At 43.7% G+C, this 14,030-nt stretch carries 15 protein-coding genes; 10 read left to right on the forward strand and 5 right to left on the reverse strand.

Annotated elements, in window-relative coordinates; translation table 11 throughout:
* The first annotated feature begins 104 nt into the window (after positions 1 to 104).
* The 3 genes from HPK16_RS11455 (at position 105) to HPK16_RS11465 (ending at position 2,607) form a co-directional block, all read left to right on the forward strand.
* Positions 105 to 1,469, forward strand: a complete 1,365-nt coding sequence (locus HPK16_RS11455; RefSeq protein ID WP_246369401.1) for an aminotransferase class I/II-fold pyridoxal phosphate-dependent enzyme — start codon at positions 105 to 107, stop codon at positions 1,467 to 1,469.
* Positions 1,470 to 1,538: 69 nt separating this feature from the next.
* Positions 1,539 to 2,165: a dTMP kinase gene (gene tmk / locus HPK16_RS11460; RefSeq protein WP_181677089.1), complete on the forward strand. Its 627-nt coding sequence runs from the start codon at positions 1,539 to 1,541 to the stop codon at positions 2,163 to 2,165.
* Between the two features lie 112 nt (positions 2,166 to 2,277).
* Positions 2,278 to 2,607, forward strand: coding sequence for a cyclic-di-AMP receptor (locus HPK16_RS11465; protein ID WP_181677150.1), 330 nt, complete (start codon positions 2,278 to 2,280; stop codon positions 2,605 to 2,607).
* 26 nt (positions 2,608 to 2,633) lie between these two features.
* Here the strand turns inward: HPK16_RS11465 and HPK16_RS11470 are convergent, their stop codons facing one another.
* Entirely contained in the window at positions 2,634 to 4,253 is a 1,620-nt protein-coding gene (locus HPK16_RS11470) for a PucR family transcriptional regulator (protein ID WP_181677090.1), read from the reverse strand.
* Positions 4,254 to 4,563: 310 nt separating this feature from the next.
* On the opposite strand from HPK16_RS11470, the gene HPK16_RS11475 reads away from it, so the two are divergent.
* Entirely contained in the window at positions 4,564 to 5,775 is a 1,212-nt protein-coding gene (locus HPK16_RS11475) for a pyridoxal-phosphate-dependent aminotransferase family protein (protein ID WP_036094648.1), read from the forward strand.
* Between the two features lie 94 nt (positions 5,776 to 5,869).
* Positions 5,870 to 6,592, forward strand: coding sequence for a Fic family protein (locus HPK16_RS11480; RefSeq protein ID WP_181677091.1), 723 nt, complete (start codon positions 5,870 to 5,872; stop codon positions 6,590 to 6,592).
* A 29-nt stretch (positions 6,593 to 6,621) separates the two neighbouring features.
* Here the strand turns inward: HPK16_RS11480 and HPK16_RS11485 are convergent, their stop codons facing one another.
* Entirely contained in the window at positions 6,622 to 7,002 is a 381-nt protein-coding gene (locus tag HPK16_RS11485) for a DUF1700 domain-containing protein (RefSeq protein ID WP_181677092.1), read from the reverse strand.
* Positions 6,995 to 7,324 carry a PadR family transcriptional regulator gene (locus HPK16_RS11490; RefSeq protein WP_181677093.1) on the reverse strand — a complete coding sequence of 110 codons (330 nt, stop codon included), beginning with the start codon at positions 7,322 to 7,324 and terminating at the stop codon, positions 6,995 to 6,997. Before HPK16_RS11490 ends, HPK16_RS11485 begins: the two co-directional genes overlap by 8 nt.
* A gap of 206 nt (positions 7,325 to 7,530) precedes the next feature.
* On the opposite strand from HPK16_RS11490, the gene HPK16_RS11495 reads away from it, so the two are divergent.
* Complete coding sequence (locus tag HPK16_RS11495; protein WP_181677094.1) at positions 7,531 to 7,947, forward strand: YusW family protein; 417 nt, start codon at positions 7,531 to 7,533, stop codon at positions 7,945 to 7,947.
* Positions 7,948 to 8,028: 81 nt separating this feature from the next.
* Here the strand turns inward: HPK16_RS11495 and allB are convergent, their stop codons facing one another.
* Both allB and HPK16_RS11505 read right to left on the reverse strand, forming a co-directional pair.
* Complete coding sequence (allB, locus tag HPK16_RS11500) at positions 8,029 to 9,402, reverse strand: allantoinase AllB (protein WP_181677095.1); 1,374 nt, start codon at positions 9,400 to 9,402, stop codon at positions 8,029 to 8,031.
* Complete coding sequence (locus HPK16_RS11505; protein ID WP_181677096.1) at positions 9,392 to 10,900, reverse strand: allantoin transporter; 1,509 nt, start codon at positions 10,898 to 10,900, stop codon at positions 9,392 to 9,394. The genes allB and HPK16_RS11505 overlap by 11 nt, the downstream gene beginning before the upstream one ends.
* Before the next feature lie 304 nt (positions 10,901 to 11,204).
* On the opposite strand from HPK16_RS11505, the gene HPK16_RS11510 reads away from it, so the two are divergent.
* The 4 genes from HPK16_RS11510 (at position 11,205) to yabA (ending at position 14,009) form a co-directional block, all read left to right on the forward strand.
* Positions 11,205 to 11,699, forward strand: coding sequence for a dual specificity protein phosphatase family protein (locus tag HPK16_RS11510; RefSeq protein ID WP_181677097.1), 495 nt, complete (start codon positions 11,205 to 11,207; stop codon positions 11,697 to 11,699).
* Between the two features lie 80 nt (positions 11,700 to 11,779).
* Positions 11,780 to 12,772 (forward strand): DNA polymerase III subunit delta', encoded by a 993-nt coding sequence (gene holB / locus HPK16_RS11515; protein ID WP_181677098.1) that lies wholly within the window; start codon positions 11,780 to 11,782, stop codon positions 12,770 to 12,772.
* A gap of 5 nt (positions 12,773 to 12,777) precedes the next feature.
* Entirely contained in the window at positions 12,778 to 13,608 is an 831-nt protein-coding gene (locus HPK16_RS11520) for a PSP1 domain-containing protein (protein WP_181677099.1), read from the forward strand.
* An 11-nt stretch (positions 13,609 to 13,619) separates the two neighbouring features.
* Complete coding sequence (gene yabA, locus HPK16_RS11525; protein ID WP_181677100.1) at positions 13,620 to 14,009, forward strand: DNA replication initiation control protein YabA; 390 nt, start codon at positions 13,620 to 13,622, stop codon at positions 14,007 to 14,009.
* Positions 14,010 to 14,030: the final 21 nt, after the last annotated feature.

Below are 14,030 nucleotides of genomic sequence, written 5' to 3' on the forward strand. Positions count from 1 at the left end.
TGCTGTCTCCTCCTTGCTTTTAGTTCCTACTATGTAAATTTCCCTGATGGTGGGAGATTAAACGTTTATGATACAATAGATGAGATAAGATTGGAGGGTTTTCGATGCAAAACAAGATGCCGATTGTGGAGGCTTTAAAAAATCACGAGGGGGCAACATCCCTACACGTGCCAGGACATAAAAATGGGCTATTATTTCCCGGGAAATATCGCGAAGTTTTGCGTCATGATCTCACAGAAATTTCGGGATTAGACGATTTGCATCACCCAGAAGGTGCGATACTTGAGGCGCAGCAATTACTCGCCAAATGCTACAATACAGATCGCAGTTACATGTTGGTGAACGGATCAACCGTCGGGAATTTGGCGATGATTCTGGGAACTTGCAAGCGTGGGGATACGGTGATAGTGTCGCGGGATTGCCACAAATCAGTGATGCATGCGTTAGATTTGGTGGGTGTCCACACGATTTATTTGGCGACACGAAAGGAACCGCAGACAGGTACGGCGAATGGTGTTGAAGCTTCGATATTGCGCGAAGCCTTACAAATGGAAACGATTCGCGCCGTCATATTCACCTATCCAAGCTACTACGGTTTTGACTTTGACCTAGCGACCTGTATCGCGACCTGTCGAGAATTCGGTGCACTCGTACTTGTTGACGAAGCGCACGGTGCTCATTTTCAAGCAGACGCCTCATTATTTCCAGTATCATCCATAGAACTCAGCGCGGATGTTGTCGTGCATTCTGCGCATAAAACCCTACCTGCGCTGACGATGGGATCTTATTTACATATACCAAAATGGCGCGAAGAATTAGCCGAGATTCCGCGCTATCTACAAATGTTGCAATCGAGCAGCCCTTCCTATTTAATCATGGCATCACTCGATTATGCGCGTCATTATGTGGCAAACTACAATGAACAGGACACAAAAGCATTCCTAAAAATTCGCGCAGATTGGATAGCGTGGCTTCGGCAAAATAACCTCACTGTCATCACACCTGACGATCCACTAAAGCTCAGCGTTTGTAAAGACGGCTTATCAGGTTTCGACCTCCAAACAATATTCGAACAGGCAGGCTACTATCCAGAACTCGCGGACGCTAATAATGTGTTACTAACATTACCTCTAATCAAAGAAGGCATGGAATTCCAGGCCCCTACAGCTCAATTAAATTGGAATGCCGCAGATTTTGGCAAATTATCTGAGCCAATCTCAATGACAATCCCAAAAATCACAAAAATTTTAGCTCGCGATACAACTCACTCAACCTGTTTCGAAACACTTGAAAATACAATCGGCAAAACAGCAGCAGAAATGGTTATTCCATACCCACCAGGAATTCCAGTTATTTTAGCTGGTGAGATAATAACAGCGACACACATCGAAATACTTTTATCAGTCCAAAAACATCACTACCAAGGCGGTGAAAAACTTCACCAAAACCAAATGAAAATTTTCATATAAATATAAGCGTTTTGCGCCAGTTCATGGTATGCTTAGAACTAAGAAAACGAATAAGGATGGTAACAAAAAATGAACGGTATTTTTATCACGTTAGAAGGTCCAGATGGATCAGGGAAAACAACGGTCGGCGCGCGTCTAGCAGAGCGTTTAGAAGCAGCAGGAATCCAATTTGTCAAAACGAGAGAACCAGGAGGTAGCAAGATTTCTGATGTCGTACGGGAAATTTTCCTGAACGATCTCGACAGCAGAATGGACGCAAAAACCGAAGCCTTGTTGATTGCCGGTGCGAGACGCCAACACGTCGTGGAGCTTATCCGCCCAGCCCTCGCCGAAGGAAAACTAGTCCTGTGTGACCGATTCATCGATAGTTCGCTTGCCTATCAAGGCGTTGGACGCGATATCGGGATCGACGAAGTTTTGAAAATCAATCAATTTGCCGTTGAAACAACGATGCCAGATGTGACGTATTATTTAGACGTTCCAGCAGACGTTGGCTTGGCAAGAATCGCTGCGAATAAAGGCCGCGAAGTCAACCGCCTCGACATGGAAGACGTGACATTCCACAACAAAGTGCAGTCAGGTTATGAAACTGTGCGCGACATGTTCCCAGAACGGATTGAAATCATTGATGCGACAAGAAGTATCGACGAAATCGTCACAGATATTTTCGAACGAATCCAAGCGAGATTGGGCTGACATCTCTTGTTACATATCGAGATGAGCCCCGCCCGCCACGAGGTTTTATTAGTAAAGCTTTCGCCAAATTTCTGATATAATAAAGAAAAACATTGTAAGGGGATGGAAAATGATGAAACTTATTTTTGCGATTGTTCAAGATCAGGACAGCAACCGCCTATCCGACGCGTTAACGGATGCCAATTTCCGTGCCACGAAATTAGCATCAACAGGTGGCTTTCTAAAAGCAGGAAACACGACTTTTATCATAGGTGTGGAAGACGAACAAGTCGATACCGCGCTTGAAATCATTAAAAACAACTGCAAGGCTCGCGAACAAATCATGAGCCCAGCGGCATCGCTTGGCGTAACGGTAGACACGTATGTGCCGTACCCGATTGAAGTCCAAGTTGGCGGTGCGACAGTGTTTGTCATGCCAGTTGATCAGTTTCAACAGTTCTAAAAAAAGGTTGAGCTAGAAATCCTAGCTCAACCTTTTTTGTCCGACAACAATAACGCCAACCGCAACTTCAGCGAAAAATCCGCATGCGTAATCGGATGATCGAGCAGCGCCGCACATTTCGCAATCCTGTACTTCACCGTATTCCGATGAATATACAACTGTTTCGCCGTCTCCGTAATCTCGCATTGACAACTCAAATACACCTGTAATGTCCGCCGCAACTCCTGATGCATCTCATTTTGCGGGTAGGCCAGCGTCTTCAACGTGAACAAACAAAAATGCTGAATCTGCTCCACCGGAATAAACTGCATCAACTCCATAATCCCCTTCGACTCATAAAAATGCACAAACGAGTGATAGTGATCCTTCTCACTTTGCCGATACGTATCCACAGCCTCCATGTAAGAATAATGAATCGAAGCCGTCTCATACACCTCGTTACCCGCCGCAAACGAAATCGAAATCGGGAACAACCGATCAAGCGCCGTCTGAATCGCAACCAACCGCTCTTTCAAATCCGCCTCATGCTGCTGCAGCAAAATAATAAACTTATCCTCCGTCGGGTGCGGAAATATCAACGCATTCTCAAAATTCCGATGCAATTCCCGCTCCAACCACTCATACGTCAGCGAATAAATCTCTTCCTGCAACGTCAAATTCTTCAGCGCCATCGAACTCTCATCAATCCCCGCCACCAAGCACCGATAATAATCCGACGGCAACAAACCATAACCCTTCCCATAATCCAGCAAGTTTCGCGTATATTCCGCGTCATCCTCGCCCTTTTGCAACAACTTCGTGAAAAATTTCCCACGCAACGTTCGGTTACCTTCCGCCAATTTCTGATTCTTATAAATCGTAAACGAAATAATCGTGTTCGCCTGCTCAATCGCGAGCTGCGAGAACGGATACGGAATCTGATCCGCTTTCAAAATCACCAGAAAATACGGATAGTACGTCGTCACTTTCACTGGGAAAACCGAAATCAACAACGTATCATCTTCCAGCAAAAACGTCATTTCACTTGAAAGCTCCGGCGTCTTTTTCAATTTCGCATGAATATCATCTAGTGTCGTCGCGTAACTAGGCTGTTTAAAATGCTGCGTACTCGCCACAACCTCCAAAAACGGGTTAATCAACACCACCGGCCGCTTCAAAATACCACCTAAATTCTGAATCAAAGACTGTAGCGACGCGCCCTTAATCATCATTTTCGAAAACTTCTGCTGAATATCAATCGCATAATGAAACTTCTCCGTCTGATGATCCCAAATATAAGACAACAACTGGTGCGAAATCGTGCCCAGCGTCACCGTAAGCGGAATCCGCAAAATCGGAAACTTCAACCGGTTCGCGGTCTCAATCACCATCGGATCCAATTTATCAATAAAACGCCCCAACTTAATCCCGAGCCCAGCAGCCGGCAAACGATGCAAATCTTCAATCAATTTACAAAGCGCTTCCGGATCATTCTGAAAAGCCATCGCAGTTGTAAGCAAAAATGTATTTTTAGGCAAGTAAGCAACAATATCAGGCGTCTCCGAAATCTCAATCGTATCGACCATATTCTCCAAATCGGCCTCCGCATTTATCACTTCAATATTAGAAAACCTTGGCGTTAGTAGCAGTTCGGACATCGTTGTCATTGTAAAAACCCCTTCCATTGGCAGGACGAACAAGCATCGGACCACACCAAAGTTTAGTCCTCTCAATTGTACTATAGAAGTGCTCCGTTTGTCGTTAGAAAATATTGTTTACTATGAACAAAACAGGATATCCTTTTCGTGCTAGTTGGCTAATGTTTCCCGTTTAGAATTATCTTAAAATAAAGGCAGAAGCATAGCTATTGTGGCGGTCGGTCCATGGAGAGTGTATGATGAATTCCCAAGTAATGTTGTGAATAAATGTACATAAACGACCAACCGCTCTTTTTTAATAACGAAGGAGGAACATAATATGGTAAAAGAACTACAAGCATCGATCCGAACAATCATGACTCCAGGCCCAGTAGAGGCCGAACCACGCGTATTAAGAGCAATGAGCACACCGATTCTAGGGCAATATGATCCAGAATTCTTCGCCATGATGAACGACGTAACCAACCTTTTAAAAATGCCATTTCAAACAGAAAATGAATGGGCGTTAGCCGTTGATGGCACAGCTCGCGCAGGACTTGAAGCAGCCGTTTGTGGAATCATTGAACCAGGCGACAAAGTACTCGTACCGTCATTTGGTCGTTTCGGCTTTTTAATGGCAGAACTCGCGCAACGTGCAGGCGCGCAAGTCAAGATTGTCGAGCAAGAATGGGGCACTATTTTTGACCCGAAAACAGTTATCGACGAAATTAAAGCGTACAACCCAAAAATGCTTATCATGGTTCACGGCGAAACATCCACGGGCCAAATGCAAGACTTGAAGGAAATCGGCTTATTCTGTAAGGAAAACGACGTCCTATTCATGGTTGATGCGGTCGCAACATTCACCGGTGCTGACTTCCAAACTGATGCGTGGGGAGTAGATATCGCCGTTGCTGGCACGCAGAAATGCCTCAGCGTCCCAACCGGAATGGCACCAGTAACCTACAACGCAAAAGTCGAGAAAATCCTCGCATCCCGTTACCAAGTCGAGCTTGGCCTAACAAAGGACGTCCGAAATGACCGCTTCATTTCGAGCAACTACCTAGACCTTAGCCAAATTCAACAATATTGGGGACCAAAACATATCAATCACCATACCGAAATGACATCAATGATTTATGCGTTACGTGAAGGTTTAAGAATTGTGCACGAAGAAGGCCTAGAAAACCGTTTTGCCCGTCACCGCAAGCATGAAAAAGCGATGATGACTGGTTTGAACGCCATGGGCTTAACGCTGTTCGGCGATATGTCTAGTAAAATGCCGACTGTAACGTGTGTGAATATACCGGAAGGCCTTGACGGAGAAGCCGTTCGTGCAACATTACTGCACCATTACGGCGTCGAAATCGCGAGTTCATTCGGTTCCCTTGCCGGCAAGATTTGGCGCATCGGAAATATGGGCTTTAGTAGCCGCAAAGAGAACGTTCTGCATACCTTGAACGCGCTAGAAGCCTCGATCACATTCCACGGCGGCAAAATCGCAAAAGGCGAAGCAGCACAAGCCGCGTTGAAATTTTATAGCGAGAATTAAATACGAATACGAATCCCTGCTTGCGAGAGTAGGGATTTTTACGTTGGAGGGATAAACCGTTATAATAAAGGGAGTTAGGAGGGTGAGTCGAATCATGAATAGAACGCTGTCAAAGGAATATTTGCAGGATGTGCTAGTTCGCTTAGCCCATCACTCTAGCGCGATAGAAGGAAATACTATTTCGTTGGCTGATACCGTATCGATCATTATTTACAACAAAGTAACAGGAAGTGGCTACGATTTACGCGAAATATATGAAATAAAAAACCATGAGCAGACCTTTCAATATATGCTGGAACAACTAGAAGAACAGGCACCAATCAGTATAGCACTGGTAAAAGAGATTCACGCCAAACTTACCGACAAACTACAATACGATAGAGGCGAATTCAAAACTGGTGAAAACGCTATTTTAGGCGCTGATTTTCAAACAGCCAGTCCAGCAGAAAGACCCATCCTAATGCAACAATGGGTGGATAATCTTAATTATAGGCTAGAGCAGGACTCGCTAGACGAAAACTTGCGAGCCGTCGCGGAGAGTCATATTGACTTTGAACGTATTCATCCATTTAGCGATGGTAATGCCAGAACCGGTCGAATGCTCATGAATTATGCACTGCTTAAAAATGACTTTCCGCCACTAATCATACGAGCAGATGAACGCGCACAATACATGCAATATTTAGCGACGCAGGATTCAGAGGCATTTTTCCGATTTGTAAAAGATAAATTGGAAGAAGAGAAAGAGCGTGCCAAACGTTTTCAGAATAGTGAAGACCAAAAAATACCGTATAACAAAAATAGAAACGCCGACTGATTATCAAAAATCAATCGACGTTTCTATTTTTAATCCAATGCATCTAATAGCAACATCAATATAATAAAACACATACCCGCAATCAGCACGATTTTAAACGGAGAAATCTGCTTGTTGGCGGGTTTCTCTGTTTTCGTTTCGACCTGAACTTGAGGAGGCTCCGGTTGCGGCATTGATTTTTGAATAATTGGTTGCTGTACGCGCTTAGGAACCACAACAGTGTCCTGCACATACTGATCAATAATATCATTCGGATCACCTAGCAAAGCGATGGCGTCAGCTTCCGAAATCCCGTTTTCTAAGCTTACCGCAATGTGCTCATCCAAATCTTTGATAATACTGGCACGCTCATCTTCGGGCAGAGAACGCAGACCATGATGCAATGTTTCGAAAAAATCTGATCTATTCATTTGGTTTGATCTCCTTTCGTAAAGCTGCAATACTTGCCGTGAATTCATCCCATTCTTGCAACGTCTCTTTCAAAAAAATCCGGCCTTGGTGCGTGATGTGATAGTATTTCCGCTGTGGCCCAGTTGGCGACTCCACCGTATATGTTGCGCAATAACCATCTTTCACAAGTCTACGCAAAAGAGGGTAAAGCGTACTTTCCGTAATTGGAATATGTTTCTTTATTTGTTGCGTCAAATCATATCCATAAAAATCATCCGTCTGTAAGATGAAAAGGACACACATATCCAACGCACCCTTTCGAAACTGTGTCGTTACGCTCATATTCATCCTCCAATAAAAAATTATTCCAATGATACTATATGTGATAAGTATAGCAACTTTGCGGTTTAATAGCAATACTCGTGTTATCTATTATGTAATAAATATAATATTAAGTGTTGACAAAGTAATGTGACTGTATTATGCTATTTACAGGTACTACGCATTGCATAGTAGTATACTTCATAATTTTAAGAAGGAGAATAAAAATGAATAAATTAGCAAAAGTAACAATCGCAAGCGGAATGGCATTAATCGTCGGTTTTTCAGGATTTGGAGCAAGTGAAGCATCAGCGGCAAAAGCAACAGCCAAGAACCTTTATAAAAAAGTAGAAGTATCGGTAGACTATGGCCGCCAAGAACTAGAATTTGAATTCGAAGTGAAATCAAATGGTCGCGTGGAAGTAGAATTCGAAAATGATTTCACACGTAAGAAATTACGCGGAACAGCTGCACAAGCCGAAGTGGATAAAGCTTTCGCAACATATAATGTAACGGGTAAAACACGTACACAAATCGTGAACCATATTCTAAAAACTTACAAACTATCTACGCGCTACCAAGAGTTCGATTTTGAAGCAAAATTAAAGAATAACAAACGTGTCGCATTTGAAATCGAAAGATAAACAACCGAGATAATACAAAATAGGAGAATAATCGAGGTTTAAAATGAATTAAACTTGGATTATTCTCCTATTTTCATTTAATTATTGAACAGTCTCTTTCGCGGTTTGAAGAACGAACGCGCCTTCATGCGTATCGCGAACGCCGTTTTCTTTGTCATAAATCACGGAACCGCGTAGTACCGTTGCCACGACTTGTGCGCCAATTGTACGACCGATATACGGGCTAACTTTGTGACGATACTCCAAGTCCTCAGCGGCAAGCGTATACGGTGCATTTGGCTGAATCAAAGCGAAATCGGCATCTTTACCGATCGCGATGTGACCTTTGTCGGCTAACTTATAAAGATCTGCTGGGTTTGATGCAATCAGTTTCGCGAATTGTGTCAACGCCATGCCACGTTTTTGCACCGCTTCATCGAACATGATGTCAACGTTATTTTGCAAGCCAGAAATACCGCCCCAAGCTGTGAAGGCATTTCCAATTTTCATATCTGGAGGGCAAGGCGAGTGATCCGAAGTTACGAAATCGATTTCACCTGCAAAAAGTTTCTCCCAAAGACGATCTTGGTTCGCTTTATCGCGCAGTGGTGGAGCACATTTTGCCGTGGTACCAATCGTTTCAAATTGTTCTTCGTCAATCGCGAAGTAGTGGGTACATGATTCACACGTCACTTTTTGGCCTTCATTACGTGCGCGAGTTACTTCTTCCACGCCTTCTGGAGTACTTAAATGGCAGATATGGATTTGGCAACCTGCGATTTTAGCTAAATAAATGGCGCGACGTACGGCTTCCACTTCTGTGAAAACAGGACGTGATGCGACATAATCTTTCGCTGATGTTTTGCCTTCAGCTTGGGCGACTTTGCCTAATTCATCGCATATTAATGCATTTTCAGCGTGTATCGCTAGGATTTTGTCCATTTTAGCGATTTTTTGCATACCGGCGAAGAAAGAATAATCATCGACGTTACGGAAATCATTATCGACACCATCGAAGCCACACGTTGCTAGGAAGCATTTATAAGCCGCAACACCGTCTTCATTCAGCTCATTCAGGCGATCTAAGTTATGTGGAACCAGTCCACCAAAAAGCGCTACATCGACGCTAAGTTTGCCTTTTGCCGCGTCAAATTTGAGATTTAGAGATTCACGGTCAATTGTTGCCGGTAATTGATTGAGTGGCATTTCGATGAACGAAGTCACGCCACCTTTTGCAGCTGCTTTTGTCCCGGTTTCGTAGCCTTCCCATTCTGTGCGACCAGGTTCTGAAATGTGCACGTGCGCATCGACCATACCTGGTGAAACAACGAGTCCACTTGCATCAATGACCTCTTTCGCTTCGCCAAGTCCTGCGCCAATTGCCACGATTTTTCCATTCTTTACTGCCACATCTGTAATTACCGCTTCCGTGTCTAAAATCACTTTTCCATTTTTGATAATTAAATCATAACTCATTTCCTTCAACTCCTATTTTTTTAATATGAACTTCTGTATTCTCTTCATAAAACGATGGATTTTTCTTACGGTGAAGCGAGGCAAACAGGGCATATGCGCCAAAAGCCACAATCACACCGACGAACCATGAAAGTCTGGAAACTGGCTCCAAGACTGGGATGAACTTACCGCTTAGTGATACAAGGACGGCAACAATGGTCACCACAAACGCGAGCGAATTAAAACCATTTTTGTAATAAGAAAATTCACCGGGCGCTGTGTAAAGGCTATCCAAGTTGATTTGACGGCGCATAATAATGAAATAATGGGCTAGCATCACACCGATAACAGGGCCAAGAATCCCACCGATAATATCGAGGAATAAATAAATACTCGCCTGATTCTCCATCAATTTCCATGGACAAATCAGAACACTAATAATACTCGCAATCATAACGCCATGCTTATACGTCAACTTCTTCGGAAAAATCGCAGCAATCTGATACCCCGCCGGAATAATATTCCCCGTCGCATTCGTTGAAATCGTCGTCATCAGAATAACCAAGACGGCGAAAATCGATGCAAACAAGCTATCCCATTTTTGCACAATATCAAGTACATTCCAGGTTTCCGTACCATAATGAATGCTCGCGCCCGCCAAAATACAGACACTAGCAATGGCGAATAAAACATAAGCTACCGCGAGACCGAACGTTTGCCCAGTCGCTTGTGATTTGAAACTTTTCGCATTTTGCGTGAAATCCGATGCGCTGACAGCAGGTGCCGCCCAAACCGCAACAACGGCGTTAATCACGACGAGGAATAGGAAAATCGAGTTCCCGCCAGTTTGGACGTTAGCTGGCACGTAATTCACAATATTGCCGAAGCCTGCCAAATAAATCGCCCAGATCGCCATTCCCCCAAATACGATGTAAATACAAGGATTTAGAATAGCGGTAAACTTGTTCAAAACGCCGCCCCCGCCAAATCCAATCGCGACATTGACCGCCCAGAAAAGCAAGAACGCAATCAAGCCAGGAATCGTAATCCCTAAAATATTGATGCCTCCGCCAATCTCTAAAAAACCAGGCCAAATTTTGCCAATTAAAATCAGAAAAGCGAGTGATCCCGCATAGCACTGCAAGCCGAACCACATAATCGCTGCGACACAACCCCTTAAAATCCCTGGGAAGAGCGCGCCACGAACCCCGTAAGAAGCCCGCAAAATCATCGCGAAAGGTACGCCATATTTTGACCCAGCAGCCCCATTTAAAACCATGACCGCGGCGATAATAAAGGCGCTTACAATAATAGCTGCCATGATACTAACCGTTGACAATCCGAGTATTAGAAACCCGCCGACTGCTACATAGTTAGGAACGTTATGTACAGAACCCATCCACAATGTGAAATAGTTAAACGTACCCCATGTCCGTTTGTTCTCTGTTTTAGGCAGTAGATCATCGCTATACCCCCGAGATCGATATTTCTCTAGTTGCGCATTATCCACCTGAACCATACCATTTTTTCCTCCTTTATCTATAAAATAATGCTTAAAATAAGCGAAAAACCAAGTTGAGTTTGTGAAAGAAAGCGCTTTAAATTTATGGATATGAGAGACAGCTTTCTCCTGATATGTTAAATATAGCATGCTCTGAAACGTATTTCCTTAGACGTTTTACATAAACTTTTGAAAAGGTTTGTCTGTTTCGAACAAAGTGAAAATGTGCACAAAATAAGGCGTTAACGGTAGGGAATTTTGCGAATAAATGCTAGAATGAAGTAGTAGGCAAAGTTGCTTATTTATGAGGAGAGTGAGAATAGTGGCTAATTATATTAACGAGAAACGTCGCCAAATTGACTTCGATCCATATACATTGCCCATCATCGCTTTACCCGAAGTCATCGCGACATCTTTTGACCCGATTGGAAAAACACCGATTATGATTCGCATTGCGGATAAAGATAAAGCGTTTGCACCGATAAAAGATCCAGGAAAGTATCAAGGAATTCTAGAGATTCAGTTCAATGATATCAATGAAGAGGATGATTATTGGGGACTTAGTAAGAAAGAATCGGACGAGATGCTTCTTTTCAATAAGAAACATGCGGCGATTATTCATGATTTTGTCGACCAGTTTGCTGATATCAGTCAAATCGTGGTGCACTGCAATGCGGGTGTGAGTAGAAGTAGCGCGGTCGCGATGCAGCTGGCGGAGTACACGGACGACTTAGATACGTACGCTAAACTACGCGAAATCAAGCGTTACATCCCGAACACGCGCGTTCTCGCCATCATGCGCGGTGAAGAATTTTAACGTAATTTTTTTGGCAAAATTTGCGCCATAACCTTGTCCGTCATGTTATAATGTAGAGAAATGATTGGAGGGGTTTTTTCGTGGGACGACAAGCTGATCTGCTAGCGATGCAACCAATCGCGATGCAACTGTTCATCAAAAGTATTCTGACAGACCGATTGGCGCATGGTTATTTGCTAGAAGGCGCGCGTGGAACTGGTAAGAAACGCACCGCTAAATGGCTTTCCCAGACCCGTTTTTGCTTGGAAAAAAGTGACGACGAGTTGGCTTGTGGGACGTGTAATAATTGCCTGCGAATTGAAAATGATAACCACCCCGACGTTCATTGGCTAGAACCAGATGGTAACAGTATCAAAATTGATCAAGTACGGGAATTGAAGCAGGAACTGTCTAAGCGCGGTATGGAATCGGATCGCAAGGTTTTGATTATCGACAGCGCGGACAAAATGACAGTGCAATCTGCTAATTCTTTGCTTAAATTTATAGAAGAACCGGATGGCGGCATGTTGATTTTGTTCTTGACCGCGAGTCCACAACAAATCTTGCCAACCATCCAGTCGCGACTGCAACCGGTGAGCTTTCGGGCTTTACCATTTGAAGCTTTTGTCAGCGATTTGATAGCGCAAGGCATTTTAGAACAGAAGGCCCGTGTGTTGGCGAGTGTCGCTGGAAATGCGGAACAGGCCACTACTTGGAACGAGGACGAATGGTTTGCCGAAGCACGCAACGTGACGGTGAAGCTCTATGAGGGACTACATCATCAAGGTGTGGATCCGATTTTGCTTATTCAAGAATCATGGATGCCCGTTTTCAAGGACAAAACACAGCTACATTTAGGCCTAGAGTTGTTGCTATTACTCTATCGCGACCGATTGCATTTATCGCTAAACGACGATTATCGTCCAATTTGCATGGAGCAAGCATCGATGTTAAAGCAGGACATACTGCGAAAGTCACTCACAGATACGACTGCTGAGATGGAAATCATTCTTGGAGCCAAGCGCAAACTAGACTCCAACATGAACACCCAGCTATTGATGGAGCAACTCGTACTCAAAATTCAAGGGAGGTAGTCCAATTGCCAAAAGTTGTAGGCGTTCGTTTTAAGGAAGCCGGTAAAATATATTATTTTTCGCCTGAGAAACTCAAAATTGTCGAGGGTCAAGGCGTTATTGTCGAAAATGCACAAGGAATTGAGTTTGGAAAAGCGGTTATCGCACCACGCGAAGTCGATGAAGAGGATGTTGTTATGCCTCTAAAACGAGTATTACGTGTTGCAACAGATGCAGATTATAAATGTGTCGAAGAAAATGCGGCCTCTTGTCAGCGCGCATTTTTACTCTGTGATGAGAAGATTTCTGAACACAAAATCGAGATGAATTTAGTGGATGTCGATTATACATTTGATCGTAATAAAATCATCTTTTACTTCACCGCAGAAGGACGTGTGGATTTCCGTGAACTCGTAAAAGATTTGGCATCGATTTTCCGTACGCGGATTGAATTACGCCAAATCGGTGTACGTGATGAAGCGAAGTTGCTTGGCGGAATTGGCCCGTGTGGCCGGATGCTGTGCTGTTCGACTTTTCTTGGTGATTTTGAACCAGTTTCTATCAAAATGGCTAAAGACCAGAATTTATCACTAAATCCGACGAAGATTTCCGGACTTTGTGGTCGTTTAATGTGTTGTTTGAAATATGAGAACGATGAATACGAAACAGCGAAGAAAGAAATGCCTGATGTCGGTCAACATGTTGTGACACCTGATGGCAAGGCACGTGTAGTCGGCATTAATCTACTCGGCCGAATTATGCAAGTTAGATTACCAGATCAAGACGCGGTCATTGAATATGCATTAGAAGAATTACGTCCCTTTAATGCCTTTTCAAAAGAACCCGCGAAGTCCTGAGGTGAGCCCATATGGATAAAAAAGCCCTTTTTGACTCAGTCAGCAATATGGAAGAACAAATCGGCGAGTTATATCAACAACTTGGCGACTTAAAACAAAATCTAGGCGATATGTTGGAAGAAAACAACCGTCTGAACTTAGAAAATGAACATTTACGTCGCCGTTTGGAAGAACTCGATGGCAAGCAACATGTGAGCAGGATACCAGCAGAAAAAGAGTTGGGGGCGATGGCTCCAGCTCGCAAAGAAGCGATGCGCCAGATGATTGAAGTTGGCGAAGGATATGATAATTTAGTCAAATTGTATAAAGAGGGTTTCCATATTTGCAACGTGCATTTTGGGAGCCCGCGCGGAAACGACGAAGATTGTCTGTTCTGCATGTCGTTATTGAATAAGAAGTGAAAAAAATGGCTTTCTCTTTTG

The sequence above is a fragment of the Paenilisteria rustica genome (assembly GCF_013820765.1).
Classification (GTDB): domain Bacteria; phylum Bacillota; class Bacilli; order Lactobacillales; family Listeriaceae; genus Listeria_A; species Listeria_A rustica.